Origin of the sequence: Streptococcus sp. DTU_2020_1001019_1_SI_AUS_MUR_006, assembly GCF_032340315.1 — a bacterium.
Classification (GTDB): Bacteria; Bacillota; Bacilli; order Lactobacillales; family Streptococcaceae; genus Streptococcus.
Genome location: NZ_CP135436.1, coordinates 1,378,562 through 1,402,599, shown reverse-complemented (window position 1 = coordinate 1,402,599; position 24,038 = coordinate 1,378,562). Strand labels below are relative to the sequence as shown.

19 protein-coding genes are annotated in these 24,038 nt (G+C 38.8%); 3 read left to right on the top strand and 16 right to left on the bottom strand.

Features of this window, described 5'->3' with window-relative positions; all coding sequences use genetic code 11:
• Positions 1-4: 4 nt before the first annotated feature.
• Positions 5-484 (bottom strand): GNAT family N-acetyltransferase, encoded by a 480-nt coding sequence (locus tag RRU92_RS06705; RefSeq protein ID WP_315639059.1) that lies wholly within the window; start codon positions 482-484, stop codon positions 5-7.
• Entirely contained in the window at positions 474-1,073 is a 600-nt protein-coding gene (locus RRU92_RS06700) for a thymidine kinase (protein ID WP_049504679.1), read from the bottom strand. Before RRU92_RS06700 ends, RRU92_RS06705 begins: the two co-directional genes overlap by 11 nt.
• Positions 1,074-1,196: 123 nt before the next feature.
• Between RRU92_RS06700 and RRU92_RS06695 the strand changes: the two genes are divergently transcribed.
• Together RRU92_RS06695 and mnmE are read left to right on the top strand one after the other, a co-directional pair.
• A complete protein-coding gene (locus tag RRU92_RS06695; RefSeq protein WP_001117401.1) occupies positions 1,197-1,379 on the top strand; it encodes a 4-oxalocrotonate tautomerase in 183 nt (60 codons plus the stop codon).
• 122 nt (positions 1,380-1,501) lie between these two features.
• Positions 1,502-2,875 carry a tRNA uridine-5-carboxymethylaminomethyl(34) synthesis GTPase MnmE gene (gene mnmE / locus RRU92_RS06690; protein ID WP_315639057.1) on the top strand — a complete coding sequence of 458 codons (1,374 nt, stop codon included), beginning with the start codon at positions 1,502-1,504 and terminating at the stop codon, positions 2,873-2,875.
• Between the two features lie 395 nt (positions 2,876-3,270).
• Here the strand turns inward: mnmE and hemH are convergent, their stop codons facing one another.
• Positions 3,271-4,365 (bottom strand): ferrochelatase, encoded by a 1,095-nt coding sequence (hemH, locus tag RRU92_RS06685; protein ID WP_248034345.1) that lies wholly within the window; start codon positions 4,363-4,365, stop codon positions 3,271-3,273.
• 153 nt (positions 4,366-4,518) lie between these two features.
• Here hemH and pepT point away from each other — a divergent pair, with 153 nt between their 5' ends.
• Positions 4,519-5,742, top strand: a complete 1,224-nt coding sequence (gene pepT / locus RRU92_RS06680) for a peptidase T (RefSeq protein ID WP_248034346.1) — start codon at positions 4,519-4,521, stop codon at positions 5,740-5,742.
• A gap of 76 nt (positions 5,743-5,818) precedes the next feature.
• Here pepT and RRU92_RS06675 read toward each other — a convergent pair whose 3' ends face one another.
• From RRU92_RS06675 to lacB, 13 genes are all read right to left on the bottom strand, one after another.
• Positions 5,819-8,821, bottom strand: a complete 3,003-nt coding sequence (locus RRU92_RS06675; protein WP_315639056.1) for a pneumococcal-type histidine triad protein — start codon at positions 8,819-8,821, stop codon at positions 5,819-5,821.
• Positions 8,822-8,828: 7 nt separating this feature from the next.
• Positions 8,829-9,758, bottom strand: a complete 930-nt coding sequence (locus RRU92_RS06670) for a metal ABC transporter solute-binding protein, Zn/Mn family (protein WP_315639055.1) — start codon at positions 9,756-9,758, stop codon at positions 8,829-8,831.
• A gap of 153 nt (positions 9,759-9,911) precedes the next feature.
• On the bottom strand, positions 9,912-12,476 hold the full coding sequence (locus RRU92_RS06665; RefSeq protein WP_315639054.1) for a pneumococcal-type histidine triad protein: 2,565 nt from the start codon (positions 12,474-12,476) through the stop codon (positions 9,912-9,914).
• Between the two features lie 7 nt (positions 12,477-12,483).
• Positions 12,484-13,413, bottom strand: a complete 930-nt coding sequence (locus tag RRU92_RS06660) for a metal ABC transporter substrate-binding protein (RefSeq protein WP_315639053.1) — start codon at positions 13,411-13,413, stop codon at positions 12,484-12,486.
• A gap of 155 nt (positions 13,414-13,568) precedes the next feature.
• Positions 13,569-16,049 (bottom strand): pneumococcal-type histidine triad protein, encoded by a 2,481-nt coding sequence (locus RRU92_RS06655; RefSeq protein WP_315639052.1) that lies wholly within the window; start codon positions 16,047-16,049, stop codon positions 13,569-13,571.
• 309 nt (positions 16,050-16,358) lie between these two features.
• A complete protein-coding gene (locus RRU92_RS06650; protein ID WP_075231579.1) occupies positions 16,359-16,613 on the bottom strand; it encodes a DUF3884 family protein in 255 nt (84 codons plus the stop codon).
• A gap of 42 nt (positions 16,614-16,655) precedes the next feature.
• On the bottom strand, positions 16,656-18,062 hold the full coding sequence (gene lacG, locus RRU92_RS06645; protein ID WP_315639049.1) for a 6-phospho-beta-galactosidase: 1,407 nt from the start codon (positions 18,060-18,062) through the stop codon (positions 16,656-16,658).
• Between the two features lie 339 nt (positions 18,063-18,401).
• On the bottom strand, positions 18,402-20,093 hold the full coding sequence (locus tag RRU92_RS06640; protein ID WP_315639048.1) for a lactose-specific PTS transporter subunit EIIC: 1,692 nt from the start codon (positions 20,091-20,093) through the stop codon (positions 18,402-18,404).
• Complete coding sequence (locus tag RRU92_RS06635; RefSeq protein ID WP_045763395.1) at positions 20,093-20,410, bottom strand: PTS lactose/cellobiose transporter subunit IIA; 318 nt, start codon at positions 20,408-20,410, stop codon at positions 20,093-20,095. Before RRU92_RS06635 ends, RRU92_RS06640 begins: the two co-directional genes overlap by 1 nt.
• Positions 20,411-20,444: 34 nt before the next feature.
• Positions 20,445-21,281 (bottom strand): transcription antiterminator, encoded by an 837-nt coding sequence (locus tag RRU92_RS06630; RefSeq protein WP_315639047.1) that lies wholly within the window; start codon positions 21,279-21,281, stop codon positions 20,445-20,447.
• Positions 21,282-21,515: 234 nt separating this feature from the next.
• Positions 21,516-22,496 (bottom strand): tagatose-bisphosphate aldolase, encoded by a 981-nt coding sequence (lacD, locus tag RRU92_RS06625; RefSeq protein ID WP_315639046.1) that lies wholly within the window; start codon positions 22,494-22,496, stop codon positions 21,516-21,518.
• Between the two features lies 1 nt (position 22,497).
• The gene (locus RRU92_RS06620) at positions 22,498-23,427 is read right to left on the bottom strand and encodes a tagatose-6-phosphate kinase (RefSeq protein ID WP_223339540.1); all 930 of its coding nucleotides are present in this window, start codon (positions 23,425-23,427) and stop codon (positions 22,498-22,500) included.
• Between the two features lie 10 nt (positions 23,428-23,437).
• Positions 23,438-23,953 (bottom strand): galactose-6-phosphate isomerase subunit LacB, encoded by a 516-nt coding sequence (gene lacB, locus RRU92_RS06615; RefSeq protein WP_001216925.1) that lies wholly within the window; start codon positions 23,951-23,953, stop codon positions 23,438-23,440.
• Positions 23,954-24,038 lie beyond the last annotated feature (85 nt).

The window sequence follows — 24,038 nt, the reverse complement described above, 5'->3', positions numbered from 1 at the left end:
CTCCTTATTTCTCAATTGTTAAATCATAGATTGCTACTACTTCGTTCTCAAATTTTTCCCCAGTTTCTTTAAATCCATAACTGAGGTAACAAGATCTTGCATGTTCATTTTCTGGTTCATAAGACAACCACAGTTTATTGGATAAACCCGCTGGCGCTGTCCGAACATAGTCTAGCACCTTATCCATAATTGGTTTAAAATATCCTTGATCTTGAAAATGCTTATCAATCATGAAACGAAAAAGTAAATAATTTCCATTACTAATTCCGATTTTTTTATCATAAGCTAACATCACAAAACCTATGATTGCATTATTATCGTAAATTGCCAATGGAGCTACAAAATCTCCATTTTTTGTGTAGACATATGCTTCAGCTAAACTAATTGCGTTGGTAGCAATAAATTGTTTTTGATATTCCTTAACATCCAAATTCAGAACATCAAAATAATTTTTCATTGTAACATCTCTTAGTTCAATTGTCATAGTCTTGTTCCTTTTTAGATGTTATCAGTGGGGCAAAATAATGTTTACGGCAAACCGAGATATAGGTTTCATTGCCACCTATCTGGATCTGCTCACCATCATAGACTGGCAGACCATTCTGCGTACGCAACACCATGGTTGCTTTTTTCTTGCAATACTGACAGATGGTCTTGATTTCGTCAATCTTGTCTGCTAAGAGCAGAAGATATTTTGAACCTTCGAATAGTTCATTACGAAAGTCATTTTTTAAACCAAATGCCATAACAGGTATGTCTAACTCATCCACAACACGAGCTAGGTCGTAAACATGGTGACGCTTTAAAAACTGGGCTTCATCGACAAGTACACAGTAAGGCATTTCAGGTAAATCTCGGATAAATCCAAAGATATCCGTTGTTTCCTCAATAGCAACTGCTGGTCTTTTCATCCCAATTCGACTTGAAACATAGCCAACACCGTCACGCGTATCCAGAGCCGAAGTCATAATCACAACTCCCTTTCCTTGCTCCTCATAGTTATAGGCTACTTTGAGAATCTCAATCGTTTTTCCTGAGTTCATGGTCCCATAACGATAATACAACTGTGCCATGCTTCTATTTCACGTCCATTTCTAAATTTTTGCTACATTCTAGTATACCATATTTTCTCAAAGCTTTAAACGGCAAATTGTGGTAAAATAGAAGAAATCAAATAACTAGTGGAGGACGCAATTATGCCATTTGTACGCATCGATTTATTTGAAGGACGCACGCTAGAGCAAAAGAAAGCCCTAGCCAAGGAAGTTACGGAAGCTGTTGTTCGCAACACTGGTGCACCTCAATCTGCTGTTCATGTCATTATCAACGATATGCCTGAAGGAACCTATTTCCCACAAGGCGAAATGCGCACTAAGTAAAGCTTAAGCAATCTGCTTAGGCTTTTCTTTATAAGTAACATTCATTGAAGAAAATACTAAAATTTGTTACAATTTGAAGAGATATTAGTCTATACAAACAAATAAACTATAAAGGAATTGAAATGATTACACGGGAATTTGATACCATTGCAGCCATCTCGACACCGCTTGGTGAAGGTGCTATTGGGATAGTCCGCCTAAGCGGAACGGATAGTTTTGCCATTGCGCAGAAAATCTTTAAAGGCAAGGACTTGAGCAAGGTTGCTAGCCACACTCTTAACTACGGCCACATTGTTGACCCTCAAACTGGTAAGGTCATGGACGAGGTTATGATTGGGGCTATGAAATCTCCAAAGACCTTCACTCGTGAAGATATTATCGAGATTAACACTCACGGTGGAATCGCCGTAACTAATGAAATTCTCCAACTGGCTATCCGTGAAGGGGCTCGTATGGCTGAACCTGGAGAATTTACCAAGCGTGCCTTCCTCAACGGTCGTGTGGACTTGACTCAGGCTGAAGCTGTTATGGATATCATCCGCGCCAAGACTGATAAGGCTATGAATATAGCGGTCAAACAATTAGACGGTTCTCTATCTGACTTGATTAATAATACTCGTCAGGAAATCCTCAATACACTAGCACAAGTAGAGGTTAATATCGACTATCCTGAATACGACGATGTTGAAGAAGCCACTACTGCTGTTGTCCGTGAAAAGACCTTGGAGTTTGAACAACTCTTAACCAATCTCTTAAAAACGGCACGTCGTGGGAAGATTCTCCGTGAAGGTATTTCAACGGCTATCATTGGTCGTCCAAACGTTGGGAAGTCTAGCCTTCTTAATAACCTCCTGCGTGAAGATAAGGCCATTGTAACGGATATTGCAGGTACAACTCGTGACGTCATTGAAGAATACGTCAATATCAACGGTGTTCCACTTAAGTTGATTGATACTGCTGGTATCCGTGAAACAGATGACATCGTCGAACAAATCGGTGTCGAGCGCTCCAAAAAAGCTCTCAAGGAAGCTGACTTGGTTCTACTGGTTCTAAATGCTAGTGAACCACTAACTGCCCAAGACCGACAACTTCTTGAAATTAGTCAAGATACTAATCGAATCATTCTTATCAACAAAACTGACCTCCCAGAAGCGATTGAAACTGCTGAGCTTCCAGATGATGTCATCCGTATTTCGGTCCTCAAAAATCAAAACATTGATAAGATTGAAGATCGCATCAATAACCTCTTCTTTGAAAATGCAGGACTTGTTGAACAAGATGCTACCTATCTATCCAACGCCCGTCACATTTCATTAATTGAAAAGGCAGTCGAAAGCTTACAAGCAGTTAACGAAGGTCTTGAGCTGGGGATGCCAGTTGATTTGCTTCAAGTTGATTTGACACGTACTTGGGAAATCCTCGGAGAAATCACTGGTGATGCTGCTCCAGATGAACTCATTACACAGTTGTTCAGCCAATTTTGTCTGGGTAAATAACATCAAAACTAGGTCAAAAAAAATGCTAGTCACCTAAAAAGAGGTTGGGACAAAAAGATCCCGACCTCACTTTTTATTATCAATCATAATTTGACGCGGTAGCTGATTGAACTTTTTGTTCGTCTTTTAGACTCCAAAAAGCTCCTAATCATCCTCGCGGGGCTGGGACTACGAAATCAAGACTTTGTCTATCGATTTCTGTCCCACCGCCTTTTCTTTCACGTTCTAAGTTATATACTGCCTTAGCAGAAATCTGAAACAAACCTTATACTCAATGAAAATCAAAGAACAAACTAGGAAACTAGCCGCAGGCTGTACTTGAGTACGGCAAGGCGACGTTGACGCAGTTTGAATTTGATTTTCGAAGAGTATTACCAGTTCTTTTCTATTTTCACTTAGTCTTTAGGTAATTTGCCAGCTTTTTCAAGCATTTTTTTGATTAAATAAGGCATCTTGACATTTTCACGACCTTTTTTCTCTATTAATTTTTTAACAAATTCTGGCATTTGTAAGTCTTGTGATTCATCTAAAATATTCTTAGTTTCATCCGAAGGGACTAATTCATCAAAGGTCTCTTCTTCTGGGAGGAATTCTCTAAATTCTTTATGTTCGTTAGCTCGGACAATATTGACCAAGGCATCAATCAAACGAGAATCTGTATTTGGCATTGGTGGCCGATGGTAGTTCACCTCCAATTCCTGACACAAGTCATAACATTCCACATCGTTGTCAAACAAGACTTCAATGTGCTCACTAATAAAACTAATGGGTACAAAAATATAATGCTCTGGATGTTCTTTCTGCTCTCTAAGATATTCCAGGACATCTGGTTTAATCCAAGGAATACCAATATCACTTTCGCTCTGCCAAGTGTTGGTATATTGCTCTGGTTTCAAGCCTAATTTTTCAGCAATTAACTTGCTATTTTCGAAAATCTGGTCGATATAGGGATCACCAAAATCTAAGGCAAAAATGGGCACACTGTGGGCAGAAAAGATGACTTTAAAGCTATCCTGTTTCACCTTTTCTTTTAAAATCCTAGCAATTTCATCTGTCCAATAGTTTAAGAGGGCTTCTTCTTGATACCAGTCCTTAATAACTAAAAACTGAATTTGTTTGCTTTCCAGAAACTTTTCGTACCCCATGACAGAGTAAAAGGAATAGTGTGGTTCCAAAATCAAGCAAATACACTTTTCAATTCCATCTGCTTCCATTTGCCGAATCACATCTGGAATAAAAGGGGTTGAAAATTTATTGGCAAAATAGACACTATATTCATTTCCCAATCTAGCATCTACTAAGGCAACTTCTTCACGGGTAATTTTTTGTAGTGGAGTTCCTCCAATTCGAACATAATTATCATAAAGTGTTTGAATCTCGTGATCTTGAGGTCGAACTCCACGACGAATGTTGGTAAAAAAATCGGCTACTCCTTCAAAGGTAATCTCTTCTGGGGAACCAAATGTCATCATTAAAATCGCTTTTTTCATATTTGCATCCTTGTGATATTTTTATCTTTTTTATTGTATCACTAAAACAGCCATAAGTAAACGCTAACATAAGAATGTTACCTCCCTTCTGACTTTTGTTTTTCTCTTCTTTCTATGATACAATGGTTTTAAAAGAAGGAAAAAGGAGTTACGATGAAATATCCAACATTGTTGGAGCGTTTTTTGACTTATGTCAAAGTCAATACTCGTTCTGACGAACATTCAACCACTACACCAAGTACCCAAAGTCAAGTAGACTTCGCAACCAATGTCCTCATCCCTGAGATGAAACGTGTCGGTTTGCAAAATGTCTACTATCTACCAAACGGTTTTGCTATCGGAACCTTACCAGCCAACGACCCAAGTTTGACTCGTAAGATTGGTTTTATCTCCCACATGGATACAGCTGATTTTAATGCTGAAGGTGTTAACCCGCAAGTTATTGAAAACTACGACGGTGGTGTTATAGAGCTTGGGAATTCTGGTTTCAAACTTGATCCAGCAGATTTTAAGAGCTTAGAGAAATACCATGGCCAAACTTTAATTACTACAGATGGAACTACTCTTCTCGGCGCTGATGACAAATCTGGTATCGCTGAAATCATGACAGCTATCGAATACTTGAACGCTCATCCTGAAATAAAGCACTGTGAAATCCGTGTCGGCTTTGGTCCCGATGAAGAAATCGGCGTTGGTGCCAACAAATTTGATGCAGAGGACTTCAATGTTGACTTTGCTTATACAGTTGACGGCGGACCTCTTGGAGAATTGCAGTATGAAACCTTCTCTGCTGCAGGAGCTGAACTTCACTTCCAAGGCCGTAATGTTCACCCAGGAACAGCTAAAGGACAAATGGTCAATGCTCTCCAGTTAGCCATCAACTTCCACAATCAACTTCCAGCTGGTGACCGACCTGAGTTGACTGAGGGTTACCAAGGTTTCTTCCATCTCATGGATATAACTGGTACTGTTGAGGAAGCGCGTGCTAGCTACATCATTCGCGACTTTGAAAAAGAAAGCTTCGAAGCGCGTAAAGCTGCCATGCAAGCTATTGCTGATAAGATGAACCAAGAACTTGGTAGCGATCGTGTAACCTTGACTTTGACAGACCAATATTACAACATGAAGGAAGTCATTGAAAAGGATATGACTCCAATCACCATCGCTAAATCAGTAATGGAAAGTCTTGATATTACTCCAATTATTGAGCCTATCCGTGGTGGAACAGATGGGTCTAAGATTTCCTTTATGGGAATTCCTACGCCAAATATCTTCGCCGGTGGTGAAAATATGCACGGTCGTTTTGAATATGTTAGTCTTCAAACCATGGAGCGTGCAGTTGATACTATCATTGGAATTGTAGCTTATAAAGACTAAAGAGATCGGGAAAAAATTCCCGACCTCTTTTTTTATCAGCATCTACTTTTGACACGGTAGTTGACTGAACTTTTTGTTATTCTGCTACTTTTTCTCTTGTTTCTGAAGATGTAGTTGCAGGAGTTAAGGTTGACTCAGCTTGTTTATCGTTTGTTTCTTTATTGGCTGTTTCGGTGTTAACTTCAGCTGGCTTGACTTTAGATTGAAATTCCTGGTTTAATGAGACAATTTCTTGAGCAAGAGCTAGAAGAGCTTGCTTGTCTTTGCTTGCAGCTGACAATTTATCAAACAAGGCATCTACTTTTTCAAAGTCAGCATCAGAACCATTATTCATTTCTAAATAAGTATGAAGGGCAATAACTCCGTTGTATAGTTTTTGATAAAGAACTAAAACCTCTGGGTCTTGGTTGGCATTCTCACGTTCAGTCTGAATGGTTTGTGAAATTCGTTTTAGAAGATCTTGAACTTGTGTGTTTAGTTCATCAAGGTCTGCATCGTCTTTTTCTAGAGCAGCTTTCAGATTTTTCACTTCGTCAGCAAGGGAAGCTTTGACTCCCTCTTCTTTGACTTGAGCCACTAACTCTTCAGCTTTCGTTAAGAGTTCTACTACTTGACCTTTTCGAACATGATTACTTTGTTCCTCAGGTTTAATATCATCATACAAACCTTTCAAAAATTCATAGACTGCCGTTTTAGCACTGTGACCATCCACTTTTTCAGTATCTAAAATTGTTTCAGAAGGTTTATGAGCAACAGATTCATTCTTCACTGCTTCTTCTACCTCTAATTTTGTTTGATAGATTTCAGGGAAGAGTTTGTTTAAGTCAGTCGCCTTAAGGAAGGATTGTGACTGATAAAGGGTCCAAGTTAAGTTGGCAACCTTATTTCTAAGAGTATCATTTAAACGACCATCTGACAGATGTTGATAGAAATACTTAATGTACTCGACTGTTGTAACTCCAGTTCGATCATTAAAGTCCTGTAAGGCTTCTAGTTTTGCTTCTACTGCATCTAATCCAGCCTCATCTTGAGCCAATTTATTTTCTTGGAGCTGAGCCAAGAGATCCTTCTTAGGAAGTCCATAAGCATCCGTATCCAAGATATTAATCTTATCTACTAAAGCTTGATATTTCTTATCTAAAGGACTGATTTCTGTTGGTTTTACGCTAGCATCAACATGGATATACTGCTTGTCAAAGAGATCTAAAGCAGCCAGATAACCAGCTGTAGAGTTTGTTGAGAGCTTCTTCATATTTTCAGAGAATTGTCCCAAGGCAAGCTCAATTTGTCTTTGTAAAATTGGTTTATCCTTGTAAACTTCGCGACTTTCTGCTAAAAGTTGATCAATTTTATTCTGAACAGTAGCTTCATCAAAGGCACCTGGTTGGTAGTTGGATTGCAAGGCAGGAATCTTATGTTTTAAAGCCACTTCATAACCTTTAGTCTGTACTTTAATGTAGTGATTATGGTCTCCGTGAGGAATGACGAAGCTGCCATTTTCCACCTGCAAACTATATGGAGAGACACCATCCCGAAGTGCAGTTGTATAGAGTTCGTTTAGGAAATCAAGCTCTGCATCGCCTGTTTGAAGCGGAATACGAACGTGTTCTTTTCGAACTGCATAAGGGTGAATGTGAGTTGGGTCATAAGCCTGGTCTGGATTTCCAAATACAAAGAATCCATTTGAAATTCGGATAGCTTCAAGCGGAACACCATAGGTTTTAGAGATATAAGCTATCTTTTCTTCATCGCTGGCATCTCGAGAGAAACTTTCTACAGTCTTGGCAAGAGGTTTTACAGGCTCTGCCTGATGGTGACCATGTAAATGTTCTTGCGCTGCCTTTATCTGCTCTGCTGACAAATCTTTTTTAAAGAAATAGTGGGCATGATCTCCATGTGAAACCACAAAACCTTGCTCATCCTCACTAATCACTCGCTCAGCTGCAAATCCATGATCATGTTCTTCTCCATCATTATGATGGTCATGATTAGCATCTTCATGGTCATGGTTGTGCTCATGATCTCCACTAGGTTTGCTTGGAGTTTCTAAAGGATTTGATGGTGTTACAAGACCTGAAAGTGGCATCAAACGAGCAATCTTTTGTTCCAAAGCAGACATACTACTATAGGGAATGAAATGGTAGTGATTACCGTGTGGAATTGCCACCCCTGATGGTGTACGACTGGTAATTTTAGCTGGATCAAATACCAAACCATCAGATTCTCGATAGCGTTGACTAACTGGTAAAGCATATAACTGAGCAAGAAGACTTTGAAGGTCGTCCACTTGAGCTACTGGTTTGTTTGTAGCTGAGTTATCTGCTTGAGGACTTGGTTCAACACTTGGATTCGGTTTATAGTCCGTCACACTCGGTTGACTTCTCCTGCCAGCCAGATAGGCTTGTGCAGCAGCCAACTCGCTTGAGGAAAGTGAACTCTTTGGAACGTAGTGATAATGTCCACCGTGAGGAACGATATAGGCATCACCTGTATCTTCAATGATATCTGCAACATTAAAGACATAACCATCATCCGTTGTATATCGGCCTTGAGCTCGTGCAGCAAGGACTTCCTTAGTTTCATTTCCTCTATCTGATGTGCCTTCTCGTTTCTGACGCTCAATTTGGTCTTTGGTACGAACATTATCTGCATGGCTAGCATCTTTTAGATAGACATAGTATTTGCCATCAACTTTGATGATATAGCCACCTTTAATCTCATTGACAATATCTTCATCCTTCAGCTGATAGTTTGGATCTTTCATGACCAGTTCTTCACTAAAGATAGCATCATAAGGCACCTTACCATTATAGTAATGGAAATGGTCGCCGTGTGAAGTCACATAACCTTGATCAGTGATTTTGGTAACAATCTGTTCAGCTTCTATGCCTTCCTTCTTGCTAACTTGGTCTGGTGTCAGAGTTTCATTCTTTTTAGCTTCAGACTCTTTACCATCAACGTAGGATACACGGTTGTCATCTTTTTTCTCAGGTGCTTGATGTTTATTTAAAGCATAAGCACAAACACTTAAGGCAAGGACCACTGCAGATCCCGCTAGATATTTTTTATTAATCTTCATAATCTCCTCATTTCAATTCTTCAGCTAAGATAGCCATATTCTCTTCTAAATTTTCTAAGTAGGACTTGTCATTTTGTGGGTCTGCCTCTAAAGGATTGAGGGTTTTAAGACCCACACCTGTTGATTTGACAAGTGTGTCCGCTACCTTAGATGAAGCATTGCTTTCTGTAAAAATCGTTTTAACCTTATAGGTTTTAACAAATTCCTGAATTTCTGTTAGTTGTCTTGGACTTGGTTCTTGATCAGGAGATATTCCTGAAATCCCAAGCTGATTGAGTCCAAATCGTTTTGCCAAATATGAAAAGGCTGTGTGTTGGGTCACAAATGTCTTTTGATTTGCTTTTTCAAAGATGGGTTGGTATTTCTTAGTTAAGTCATGAGCCTTGGCACTAAGGTTCTGTGCATTTTTCTGATAGGTATCCTTGTTAGCACTGTCTAGTTCGGATAACTTATCAGCAATTATCTGTGCTTCTTCGCCAGCTTTTTCAGGATCTAACCAAGTATGAGGATCGTACAAGGTCTTCTCATCAATCCCATCTCCAGCTTCCATATCTTCTAAGCCAGGCACGCGCTCCAAGGTCATACCTTCTGATGCTTCTAAGACCTTTACCTTGGATTTTTGCAGGCTTGGATCCAAACTTCCCGCCCATGACTCTAGTGTATGAGAATGATAGACAAAAACATCGGCATCATATATTGCTGCGATATCATTTGCCGAAGGTTCAAAGGAGTGAATTCCGCTACTTGACTGAATCATTCGAACATCATTCAAGTCACCAGATACTTCCTTGACCATGGCATAGATAGGATAAAAACTGGTCACAATTTTCATACCTTTAGTTTCATCACTCTTGTCTTGACTGGTCTTTTGTCCACATGCTCCTATGGTAAGAGCAAATAAGGCAATCATGAGCCATAGGATACTTCTTTTTTTCATAACAACTCCTTAACTAGTATTTAACCATTTAATTAACTAGTAAATAGTTTATCTTTATTTAGAAAATATGTCAAGAATTTTTACACAATTTCATAAAAAAGAGAACAGAATCCATATTCTGCTCCCTTTTTATCTTCTATAATAGTTGTATAGTTACTTACTCTCCTTTAACAAGATTAATAGCTTTTCAGCTTCTGCCATAATAGTATTGTTGTCCTGAGAACCAAATAACAGGTTATTTTTTAATCCTGTGAGAGTTTCGTTGGCATTAGACTTAAGAATTGGATCCTGAATCTTTTTAAGTAACTCTTCCGCCTCTCTCAGTTTTTCTTCAACCTTTTCAGTTTCAACCTGAGGTTCCTCTGGTTCCGATGGTGATTCTTCTTCTGATTCCCCTGGTCCTTTTGGTTTTGGAGATTCTGCTTTCTCATTTTTCGGTTTTTCTTCGCGAGGTTTTTCCTCCTCAATTTTTTCTGTCTGAGGTTTCTCCTCTGTTGGTTTCTCTGTTTGATTGTTAGCAGTTTGACTATTGTGGTTTCTGTGAACATGGTCGCTCGCATTGCCCCAACCACTATCTGAATGCGGACGTTCGTTTGGATGTTCGACATAATACTTCACAGTTTCAAATAGCTCTTCTAAAGTATACCCCTTAGGTGCCTCATAAAGTCCTTCGTCAAACCACTCAAATTTGATGTTATGGTAATGGTCATAATGAGGTATAATCAAACTTCCATTTTTAACTTCCACAGTATGTTGGAGATTGTAAGGCATACGATCAAGTGGTACCTTCTTAGCTGCTTTTACTCGATTGTAAATCGCTTCTGCTCCCTTAGCTTCAGTATTTCCTGAACTTTGATGATTTGTTGAAGGAGGTGTCAAACCTTTCTCTTTAGCATAAGCTTGACCTGCTGCTCTTTCAGCTTCAGACAAACTATCTTTCTTAATCCAATGACTGTGGCTCATATGCGGAGTTACATAGGCATCCCCCTCATCACTGGTGATATCACGAGGATCAAAGATATAGCCATCTTCTGTTGTATACTTGCCTGCCAACTTGGCTACTTGAATCTCATCATCTGTGTAAGTTATTTGTGCATTTGGTTTTCCTAAACGTTCTGGATGACGAATCGGCGCTAGAAAAGCAAGGATATCATCAACTAACTTGACTTTATCACTTGACTCATCGTTGAGACGTTCCAATAGTCTATCCAAAGCGTCAAAATCAGCTTGGCGCCCTTTATTGGAAATCAAATCTTGATGAACTGTTGCTAGTAAATCATAAACTTTGTTGTAAAATTTTTGATAAGCAGATGCAAGATTGGTTTTCTTAGCTCCTAACTCATGAAACAAACTTTCTTGTTTGGCAAGTTTATTATCAATGGCTGCAACAGTTTCTGCTGAAAGTTCCTTGGCAGAAATATAACGCGAAATTCCATTCTCTTCGAAGACATAACCATCATCCACCTTTCGAATCGCCTGTTTTACCAATTTTCCATCAATTGGATTGCTTGGAGCTGGTTGAGGATTTGGTACAGGTTGTGGACTTGGTATTGGGGTAGGCTCTGGAGCAGGGATTGGAGTCGGAATTGGTTTTAATTCTTTACCACCTGCAGTAGTATGATTTCCTTGATAATTTTCAGAAATCATTCTCGCAATCTTCTGCTCTAAATCAGACATTTGAGAATAAGGGATAAAGTGGTAATGATCTCCGTGTGGCACTGCAACACCATTCGCAGTTTTTCTTGTAATTTGCGCTGGATCAAAGACAAGCCCATCTGATTCCACATGTCGTTGGCTGAGTGGCAAGGCATAAAGTTGTTTCAAAAGACTAGATACGTCTTCACTTGGACTTGCTTGATAACTATTATCCACTTGTGGGCTAACACTTGGGATCCATATTCTAGTATTTGCCTCAACATTACTATGATTTGTTTGTCCATATGAACTACTATTCGATGACTCTGATGAGCTGCTAGAAGAATTTGTTGACGGTCGATACCCAACTGAGCTTGTTTGGCCACCTTTACCAGATAGGAAGGCTTGGGCCGCAGCAAGTTCGCTAGCTGATAAGTCACTTTTAGGAATATAATGGAAGTGATTGCCATGTGGAACGATGTAAGCATCGCCAGTATCCTCAATAATATCACTTGCATTAAAAACATAGCCGTCATCCGTTGTATAACGTCCCTGAGTCCTTGCTAAGGTAACTTCATTGCTAACTTTTGTTCCACTACCATGTCCGTGTTCTTGCTTCTGTCGATTGATCTCATCCTTACTACGAATATTTTCTGCATGGGATGCATCTTTGAGGTATACATAATAACGACCATCAACCTTAATCACATAGCCACCCTTAATTTCATTGACAATATCTGAATCCTTCAACTGATAATTCGGATCTTTCATTAGCAATTCTTCACTGATGATAGCATCATAAGGAACCTTGCCATTATAGTAATGATAATGGTCCCCATGTGAAGTTACGTAGCCTTGATCCGTAATCTTGATGACAATCTGTTCAGCATTAATCCCCTCTCGCTGACTAACTTCATCTGGTGTCAAGTTCTCTGCCTTTTGACTCGGTTGTTTACCATCAATGTATGAAACACGGTTATTTTCTTTTACAGTTTGGGCTTGATGCAAACCTAGTTCATAAGCACAGACACTTAAAACAAGTGCAGCTGCTGACCCAGCTAGATATTTTTTATTGATTTTCATTCTTTCCTCACTTTAATTCTTCTACTAAAATACTCATATTTTCTTCTAGATTTTCTAGATAAGTCTTGTCATTTTGTGGGTCTGCCTCTAAAGGATTCAGAGTTTTAAGACCCACACCTGTTGATTTGACAAGAGTTTCAGCTACTTTTGAAGAAGCATTACTTTCTGTAAAAATCGTTTTAACCTTATAAGTTTTAACAAATTCCTGAATTTCTGTTAGTTGTCGTGGACTTGGTTCTTGTTCAGGAGAGATGCCTGCAATACCAAGTTGATTAAGTCCAAATCTCTTCGCTAGATAAGAAAAGGCTGTATGTTGTGTTACAAATGTTTTCTGAGTCGCTTTTTCAAATTTAGGCTGGAATTTCTTAGTCAATTCTTGAGCTTTTTTGATAAAGGCTTGCGCATTTTTCTGGTAAGTTTCTTTATGCTCACTATCCACCTCTGAAAGTTTATCAGCGATAATCTGAGCTTCTTCGCCAGCTTTTTCAGGATCTAGCCAAGTGTGAGGGTCATAGAGCGTTTTTTCATCAACTCCATCCCCTGCTTCCACATCTTCTAGCCCTGGGACGCGGTCTAAAGTCATTCCCTCAGAAGCCTCTAAAACCTTAACTTTAGATTTTTTAAGATTGGGATCTAAACTTCCTGCCCAAGATTCGAGCGTATGAGAATGGTAAACAAAGACATCTGCATCATAGATGGCAGCAATGTCATTTGCTGAAGGTTCAAAGGAGTGAATTCCGCTACTTGACTGAATCATCCGAACATCATTCAAGTCACCAGATACTTCCTTGACCATAGCATAGATAGGATAAAAACTGGTCACAATTTTCATCCCTTTAGTTTCATCACTCTTATCTTGACTGATCTTCTGTCCACAAGCTCCTAAAACGAGAGCAAGGAAGGCAAGCATGAGCCATAGGATACTTCTTTTTTTCATAACAACTCCTTAACTAGTATTTAACCATTTAATTAACTAGTAAACATTTTACTCCTAAAAATTTAAAATGTCAATATTTTTTGTGCATTTTCATGAAAAAAGTGAGAACTAGATTTCATTTTCAGTTCTCACTGGTTATTTTTAACTCACGAATTTTAATCGTTTTGACTTGTTTTAGGCTTACTATTTTTTAGTAAGGCTGTGAGATTTTCAGCTTGAGCCATAATACCATTGTTATCCATAGTTCCCAAAGTCAGATTATTTCGCAAACCAACCAAGGTTTCGCTAGCATTGGATTTAAGGTTTGCATCTGTGACTGTCTTTAATAGTTCCTCTGCTTCTTTGAGCTTAGCTTCTACCTTTTCAGTCTCAACCTGTGGTTCTTCTGGTTCAACAGGACTTTCCTCTTCAGGTTCTTCCTCTGGTTTATAGTTATTAGTAGGATCTTGACTATTATCTTTTTTACCCAAGACATGCTCGCTAGCATTTCCCCAACCATCATTTGAATGTGGACGTTCATCTGGGTGTTCTACATAGTACTTAATCGTTGCAAATAAGTCTTCAAGACTATAACCATTCGGTGCCTTATAAGATTTGTCGTCAAACCAAGCAAACTTGATATTATGGTAATGATCCTTGTGAGGAATAATTAGATTACCATTTTTTATTGCTACAGTATGTTCAACATTATAAGGTAAACGAACCAATGGAATTCGTTTTTCACCTTTAACGCGTTCGTAAATGGATGCTGCGCTTTCCCCATTTGGATTTGCTTGAGTAGCACTATCTTCAGATGGAGGGTTGATATTTTTCTCTTTGGTATAGACTTGAGCTTCCGATTTTTCTTTATCGGACAAACTATCCTTACCAATCCAGTGACTATGCCCCATATGTGGCGTTACATAAGCATCTCCCTCGTCACTGATAATATCATGGGCATCAAAGATATAACCATCCGATGTTGTGTACTTATCCGCTAGCTGAGCTACACGAACTTCATCGTCACTATACTCGATTTGTGAGTTTGGCTTACCAAGACGTTCTGGATGATTAATCGGTGCAATAAATTTAAGCAAATCATCTACAAAGGCTACCTTGTTTACATGTTCATCATTTAATCTTTCTAGCAATTGATCTAAAGTCTGGAAGTCAGATAGCCGTCCCTTATTTTCAAGTAGGTTCCTATGCGTTTTCTCCAACAAACTATAAGCCTTATCATAGAATTCCTGATTTCGAGGAGCTATTGTGCTTTTCTTCTCCGCCAAGGTATGAGATGGTGTAACCACCTTATTTATTTTTTTCTCAAAAGCTATAAGATTCTCTTTAGACAAATCCTTAATCAAGACATAACGTAAAACTCCCTTTTCTTCTAGGACATACCCCTGACCAACTTTTCTGACTACTTGTTTGGCAAGCTCCTCATTAGAATGGTTATCAGGAAGTGGAACTGGTGCTGGTTGCAAATTTGGGACAGGCCGAGGGACTGGCTTCAAAATAAGATTTGGCTGTAAACTAGTAGCTCCAGGAACAGAAACTTTTTTTTGATTACCAACTGGAATCATCCGTGCAATTTTTTCTTCCAAAGCTGACATCTGACTATATGGGATAAAATGGTAGTGATCCCCGTGTGGCACTGCAACACCATTCGCAGTTTTTCTTGTAATTTGCGCTGGATCAAAGACAAGCCCATCTGATTCCACATGTCGTTGGCTGAGTGGCAAGGCATAAAGTTGTTTCAAAAGACTAGATACGTCTTCACTTGGACTTGCTTGATAACTATTATCCACTTGTGGGCTAACAGTTGGAGCCCATCTTCTAATATTTGTCTCAACATTACTATGATTTGTTTGTCCATATGAACTACTATTCGATGCCTCTGATGAGCTGCTAGAAGAATTTGTTGACGGACGATACCCAACTGAGCTTGTTTGGCCACCTTTACCAGATAGGAAGGCTTGGGCCGCAGCTAATTCACTGGCAGACAAGTCACTCTTAGGAATATAATGGAAGTGATTGCCATGTGGAACGATGTAAGCATCGCCAGTATCCTCAATAATATCACTTGCATTAAAAACATAGCCATCATCCGTCGTATAACGTCCCTGAGCCCTTGCTAGAGTGACTTCATTGCTAACTTTTGTTCCACTACCATGTCCGTGTTCTTGCTTCTGACGATTGATCTCATCCTTACTACGAATATTTTCTGCATGGGATGCATCTTTGAGGTATACATAATAGCGACCATCAACCTTAATGACATAACCACCCTTGACTTCGTTGACAATGTCTGAATCCTTCAACTGATAATTCGGATCTTTCATCAGAAGTTCTTCACTAATGATAGCATCATAAGGAACCTTGCCATTAAAGTAATGATAATGGTCTCCATGTGAAGTTACGTAGCCTTGATCGGTAATTTTAACAACAATTTGTTCAGCATTAATCCCCTCTCGCTGACTAACCTCATCTGGTGTCAGATTTTCAGTCTTAGCACTAGCCTGATTCCCTTCTATATAAGACACACGATTAGACTCTTTGCTAGTCTGTACCGCTTGGTAACGCCCCAATTCATAACTTGAAAGGCTTAAGGCTAAAAGAGCTACGGAACCAAGAACATATTTTTTATTGATTTTCATCTAAACACACTTCCTATTTCATTTATTCGTTAAAGAAGAACTACACTTTTTCCTAAAAGACTTCCTTAACCGGTTAAATATCTATTTAGAAAAATAACTCACTTTTAAAACTCCTCCTTCTATTTTCTATTTATCAAACAAGATTTGAGCGAGTGAGTTACCTTTTTATGTACTTAACCAGTTATTTAACTAGTTAATAGTTTACTCCTATAACATAAATCTGTCAAGAATTTTTTTGTCTTTCAGGTAAAATCTAGATAAAAAAGAGGAATATCCCCTAGTATGAGATAGATTCCTCTTTATAATATTTTAGTGTTGAAATGGCATAAAATCCGAAACAAAGGAAATGTTATCCTTATCTTCTGCGTTGACAAAATTTAAAAATAGCTTTTGAAATTCTTCAAATTCATAGTCTGAATGACAAATCCACTCCTTACCCGTCGAGACATACCATTTTCCAAGACTTGCAAGTTGCTCCTTGGTCAAGGATGGTACATGAGAGCAATGTTCAAAGTTAATAATATAAACTTTTTCATAGATTGATTTGATAAAATCTTTTAGCATAAACTTTCCTCGCTTAAATTCTATACCTAATAACTAGTTGTACTATTCAATCACTTGCGTCTCAGCTAATTTTTTATACCAGTGAGCCGATTTCTTTGGATAGCGTTCTTGCGTTTCAAAATCCACATAGAAGAGACCGTAGCGTTTTTCATAACCATTTGACCATGAGAAGACATCCATCAATGACCAGATGAAGTATCCTTTGACGTTTGCACCATCTGCAATCGCATCAGACAATACTTCCAAGTGTTGTTTCACATAATCAATACGGCCATCATCGTAAACAGTGTTGTCCACAAATTCATCTTTGTATCCAAGTCCGTTTTCAGTGATGTAGATCTTCTTGTAGTTTGGATAATCTTTCTTAACACGCATGATTTGATCATACAAACCTTGAGGGTAGATGATCCAGTCCCAGTCAGTACGAGGTACATAGTCAGGAGATACACGACGTCCAACACCTTTGATTTGGTATTTAGAGCTTCCTTTTTCTCCTTTACCATTATGGATGATCTCAGTTTCACCATCAAAGGCTTCCATCCAGTCACTCATGTAGTAGTTAATTCCAAGGAAGTCGTTCAAATCTTTAGCTGCTTCAAGTGCTGCAAAGTCTTCGTCACGAAGATCCAAGCTACCACCATTTACTGATAAGATGTGGTTTACACCTTCCATTGTTGCATCTGAATAGTGTCCAAGGTATGTAGCATCCAAGATAAATTTGTTGTGGATGATATCTTCCAACTCAGCAGCACGAACGTCTGCAGGATTTTTAGGATCCAATGGATACTTAGTTGGAAGGGCGTGAACAACCCCGATTTCACCTTTATAGCCTTTGTCTTTGTACAATTTCACAGCACGAGCATGAGAAACCATCATATTGTGGTGGGATTGGAAGACTTTCGCAAGGTCATATTGAATACCTGGTGGGAATTTACCGACCAAGTATTGACCGTCACCGATTGGACCAATTTCATTAAAGGTTGTCCAATAGTTTACTTCTGGGAATTCTTCAAAACAGAATGCAGCATAATCTACAAAGTGTTCGATGTTTTCACGATTTAAGAAGTCTCCATTTGAGTGAAGAGCTTCAGGTGTATCAAAGTGATGAAGGGTTACAAAAGGTTCTACATTGCGCTTGTGGCATTCAGCAAATAAATTATGATAAAACTCGACACCTTTAGGATTTACCTCACCATATCCTGTCGGAAAAATCCGTGACCAAGCGATTGAAATACGAATACCATTGACGCCATACTCTTCAGCTAACTGAAGATCTACTGGATATTTATGGTAGAAATCGCTTGCTGGTTCTGCTGTATACCAATAGTTATCAGCTAAGTATTTGTCCCAAGCAACTGGTCCTTTTCCGTCAGTATGGGTAGCTCCTTCCGCTTGATAGGCAGCCGTTGCCCCACCAAAAATAAAATCTTTAGGAAGTGTTTTTGTCATTTTTTCACCTATTTCTTGATTGTATTAAATGAAAAGTGAGGGGAGAGGAGTTAGTGAGCCATCCATCTCCATCTCACTTCTTGTACCAAGTCACCAAATAGTGACATGAGGAGGTAAAAACGATATCTTTTTACCGACGAATTAATAAGGCGATTAGGAAATTCGACATAGCGATTTCCGTAACGAGAGGAAACTATTTCATAGTCCCTATTATTAATCGAATTGTGACATGAGGAGGTAAAAACGATATCTTTTTACCGACGAATATTAACAAGGCGATTAGGAAATTCGACATAGCGATTTCCGTAACGAGAGGAAACTATTTCATAGTCCCTATCGTTAATCGAATTGAGCTTGAACAAATGCAAGAGCACCTTTACCATCACGAGTCAACTTGATGTATTGAGCTCCTTCAGTCTTAGCCAATTTGATTCCAAGTTTATCTGTTTCAGCTTTCATATCCTCAAAGTTTGAAGCAACTTGTGGTGCTAAGATAACCAAATCAAACTCTGGTAACATTTCACGGTGGGCTCCATAGCCACCTGCTGCAGCTTTAACTGGAACATTGTATTCTGCTGCTGCTTTATTCAAAGCACTTGCAAGAAGTCCACTTGTTCCACCACCTGCACAAAGAACGAGTACGTTTGTTTCATCAGTGATTGTATTTTGTGCTGATTCTACTCCAGCTTTTTCAAGGATAGCATCAGCTTTAGCAGTATTGAAGTTTGCGGCTACTTTTTCTTTTAATTCATCGTTAGCTTTACCTGAACGTTCTTCTTCAATAATTTGTTCGTCATAAACTTTAAGGAATGGATAGTAGATTGCAATATCCACTACGATTAACAATGCTGCAAGAGCAAATGACAAGAACTGGAAGTTTGTACCAAGAACAATACCTAGAGGTCCAGGCGTAGTCCATGGAAGGTTGGCAGTAAATGAGTTCATGCCAAGAGTTTCGATAAAGAACTTAAAGATCCATACGTTTGCAATAGGTGCGAAGATAAATGGAATGAAGAAGATTGGGTTCAAAACAAGTGGTGCACCAAACAAGATTGGTTCATTTACACCGAAGAAGGTTGGAACTACTGAAGCACGTCCGATGGCACGGTTACGCTTAGACTTACACAACCACATAAACATGAATGGAACTACAAGAGTTGCTCCTGTACCACCCATAGTGACGATAAACATTTGTGTACCAGAAGTAAGAATCTTGTCAGCGTGCATACCTTGTTGAAGAAGGTTCAAGTTGACTTCGGCATTTGCATAAGTGATCGCTGCAATGGCAGGTTCAACGATAGATGGGCCGTGAATACCGACAAACCAGAAGAAGGCAAAAGCACCAAAGATAATAGTAATACCAAGATAACCGTCTGCTGCTGAGAATAATGGAGCAAAGAATTTACCAATTGATTCTGCAACGCTTGCACCAACAAATTGACGAGCGAGCAAGTCAAGAGCATAAAGAGAAACAACTGAAAGCGTAAACGGAATAACGTCTTTAAAGACTTGTGAGATATTCGGTGGAACTTCGTCAGGCATGCGAATAGTAACGTTGTTCTTCACACAAACCTTATAGATAGCTACAGTTACAAAAGCTGCCAGGAAGGCTGAAAGCAACCCTTTTGTTCCAAGGAATCCTGTCGCAAAACCACCCTCGATTGGGTCAGCTGCCAACATTAGCAAACCAACAATAGCTGCCAATAGCGTTGACATATAGTTGATTTGGTTGGTTTTCTCCATACTACGATTGACGGAGTCTGTTAAAGATTTAGCAGTGGTACCAGCTACCAAGACTGCTAGAATCCCCATAGAGTAGCTGTAAGGTTTCATCAAAAGAGCTACTACTTCATCAGACCATTTAAAGCCCCAAGAGTTTGGAACAAAAGCAATCAAGATAAAAATACTTGAGAAGAGAATGACTGGCATTCCAGCGATAAATCCATCACGAATAGCACGAAGATAGATATTTCGAGATAGTTTTTCAAAGAAAGGCTTCCCTTTCTCGATATAGGCAATTAACTTATTCATTATTTAGCTCCTCTTTTATAAAGTTCAATTAAATGATGCATCAAATCTTTTAGCAAGATTGTAGTCATCAGATGATCTTGGCCATGCATCATAGTCACGCTATAAGCCAAATCATCACCTGCAGCTTCCTTAGTTAACAAGCTAGTTTGCGCGTGGTGAGCTTCAGCGATACAGCTACCAGCTTCCTCAACTAAGCTATCCGCTTTCGCAAAATCACCTGCTTCAGCAGCCTTCAAAGCTTCCAATAGTTTTGAACGAGCATCGCCAGCATAGGCAACAATCTCAAAACCTAACAATGTTACTTCTTCTCTATTCATGATAGATTTCTCCTTATATATTTTTTAATAAATGTTATGACAATAAACGTTGGATATGTAGAACCAGGTAAACTCGTTCACTCTTACAGAGATCAAGACCAGTTTCCTGAGCAATGACTTCATAAATTTTGCTACCAATCTCGAATGCTTCTGGATAGGTATTCTTGATATGTTCTTCCATATCGAGCAAGGATTGATTATCATCGCGACTACGATCCAGATAATCCAAAAAATAATTGAGATGAATCATAAAGCGATCGTAGAAATTATTATTTTCAGGTGTTCGCTGGATTTTATAACTCTTCAAAACGCTTTCAACTCTCTTTAAAATTTCCTTTCTCTTATCAATCGACTCAACAACTTCGACTTCATTTTCACCTTCTGCATTGATGAAGTGATAAGCGATACGAATGATCTCGTCTTCAGGAAAATTTTCTGTCAGTTTTTGACGATAAATTTCAAAAGCTTCTTGTGCAATTTGAAAAGCGATAGGATACTTGGTAGAAATATCAGGCAAGTTACTATCCTTATAGCGTCCTTGACTAATAGCCTGATAAGAACAATAGATATGGTCTGTCAGAGTGACGTATAGATACTCTTGGACAGGATATTGATATTTTTTAGAAAGATTATCAATAATCTCATAAGTGACCGTAATAAAATCAAGCGGTACATCCTTGAGAAGAGCCATAAAATTTTCTCGCGACTCTTCTGTTTTCATCCGAAAAACTTTTTCAACCTGATCCTCAGAAATCAAATCTCCCTTCTTCTTACCGAATGAAATCCCCTTACCAATTACGATCAACTCCTCTCCCTTACTATTACGCACGAGAGAAACATTGTTATTCATTGGATTTAATATCCGATACATGGCAACCTCCTTGCCCTATTATTTAAGTTTTGTGAGCATAAAAAATGACCACAAATGAACTCAGAAAATATACATCTGAGTCATCTGTGATCATGCCTAATATTACTTAGTAACACTCACTTTGTATTAACTTGTGACTTTAGTATATCACAAGAATGATTTTTTGTAAACCTTTACATACAACTTTTTTTAAAAGTTTTTTAGCTAGGTTTTAGGACATAAAAGGGGGGAAATTTAGACACGTTCAGTCCAAGAAGTAGCTGTTGTTTGAAGAACCTTGTTAAGTTCATCGATGTTTTCAAATCCAGTTGTACGAAGCCATTCGCGAGCTGCTACTTCACCGTCTTTGATGTAAGCTTCAACTGATCCAGCCCATGTTGCACGTCCACAAAGAACACCATTGAAGTTTGCGCCTGATTCGTGGGCAAATACAAGAGTTTCTTGGAAGAGCTTAGCTGACACACCTGCACTCAAGTAGATGTAAGGAAGGTTAGTAGCTTCGTCTTGGGCTTTGAAGAAAGCAGCTGCTTCTTCACGTGTATGAACGATTTCTCCATCGCCAAATCCTTCAACGTATTTAACGTTAACTGGAACTTCCACTTTCAAGACATCGATATTGAAACGTGGGTCTGAGAAGACCTTCATCGCACCAATAACCTTGTGTGGTTTTACTTTAGCGTATTCGGCAGAACCTGCGTCCGCAATCTTTTCATCGTAAGCAAGAATTTCAAGGAAGAATGGAATATCTTCCGCCACACACTCAGAACCGATACGTTCGATGTAGGCTTGTTTTTGTTGATTAAGTTCGTCAGAGCTGTCTACATCATAGTAAAGCAAGAACTTAACAGCATCTGCACCTTGTTCTTTGATACGTTTTGCAGACCAAACATCCAAGCAGTCTGGCAAACGTTTTGTACTTGTTGTGTCGTAACCTGTTTTTTCATAAGCAAGGAGAAGACCAGCTTTTGGATCAAGAGCTTTTGTAGCTGGAAGTCCATACTCAGGGTCAAGAAGCATAGATGAAGCGTATTTAGTCAACTCATCTGCTACCAAAACTTTAAGTTCTTCCATTTGAGCTACTGTTGGCTCTTCTGTTTGGTATTGAGCCATAAGGCGTTTCAAAGCACCACGTTGGTCAAAAGCAAGAGCTGAGATGATACCATTCTCATCAGAGAGTTTTTGCATACAAGCGCGTTTATTTTCTGTTAAAACCATTTTATACCTCTTTTACAATTAATTGGTCATATAGACCTTGATAGTTAGCCATATTGACATGACCGGTCATTTTTTCTTGAGCATTAAGCATACCAAGGACATTTGCCTTGATCAACAGTTCTTGATCCGTTTCTTTATGGAAAAGACCTGAAGCAATACCTGCCACTGTAGAATCGCCAGAACCGACTGGATTTACTACTTGAATTCTTGGAATATCTACTTTGTAGAAAGTGTTACCGTGTTTAGCGAATGCTCCGTTAGCACCTAAGGAAACGATAATCCACTCGATTCCATCAAATAGTGGTTCTTGAAGAACTTCTTTTAATTCATCCAAGTCTTTAGAAATTTCTCTTCCTAAAAGTTGAGATAATTCTTCATTATTTGGTTTGATGACTGTTGGTTTATGTGGAGACTCAAGAACTGCCTGAAGTGCAGCGCCTGAACAGTCCAATACAACAGGTTTCCCAGCATGATTCGCAAGTTCAACTAAACTAGCATAGTAATCAACTGGAAGTCCTGCAGGTAGACTACCTGAAATGGCCACTACCTCTACAGTCTCTAAAAGTTCTTTGAAATGAGCCAAGAAATCTTGACCTTCTTTTTCTTGAACTTCAGGACCTTTTTCTAGGATTTCTGTTTGGTTTTCTCCATGTAGAATTGCGATACAGTTACGGGTTTCACCTTGAATTGAGAAGAAACGTTTGCTTACTTTATCATCAATATTTTCTACTAAAAAATCACCAAGTTTACCACCGACAAGTCCTGTTGCGACTACGGAGTCACCAAATTCTGATAGGACACGAGTAACGTTAAGACCTTTACCACCAGCCGTTTTAGTTACATCTACAACACGGTTGACAGTGTCAATTTTCAATTCATCCAAAGGATAGGAAATATCAATGGATGGGTTCATTGTGACTGTTAAAATCATAAGTCACCTCTTAGTCGTGGTATTCACCACGATCCCATTTTTCAAGGAACTCTGTAAAGAAGTTGGCATCTGTTTGATGATCGTTATGAGTTTCAACGTGTTGGATTTTAGCGATCAATTTTTTATTTTCTTCAGATGGTTTGTATTCAGCATTGATGAAAGCTTCAATGATATCGCACATAAGCAATTCACCAGTGATTTTACCACCAAATCCGATAACGTTGGCATTCAATTGTTCTTTAGCGTAAAGAGCTGTTGTCATATCACGAACCAAAGCAGAACGAACACCTGGAACTTTGTTAACAGCGTTATTGATACCTACACCAGTACCACAGATACATACACCAAGATCAGCTTGGCCACTAACTACTGCTTCACCAACTTTTTTACCAAAGATTGGGTAGTGGGTACGAGCGTGGTCATAAGTACCAAAGTCGATGACTTCATGTCCTTTTGATTTCAAAAATTCTGAAACCGCCATTTTTTCATTTGTTACGATGTGGTCACATCCAATTGCAATTCTCATTAGTTATTCCCTCCGATTAATTATATAAATCTAATATCATTTATCCTTACTCAAGAAAAATCAAGATTAGCTTAGGAAGCGAGCT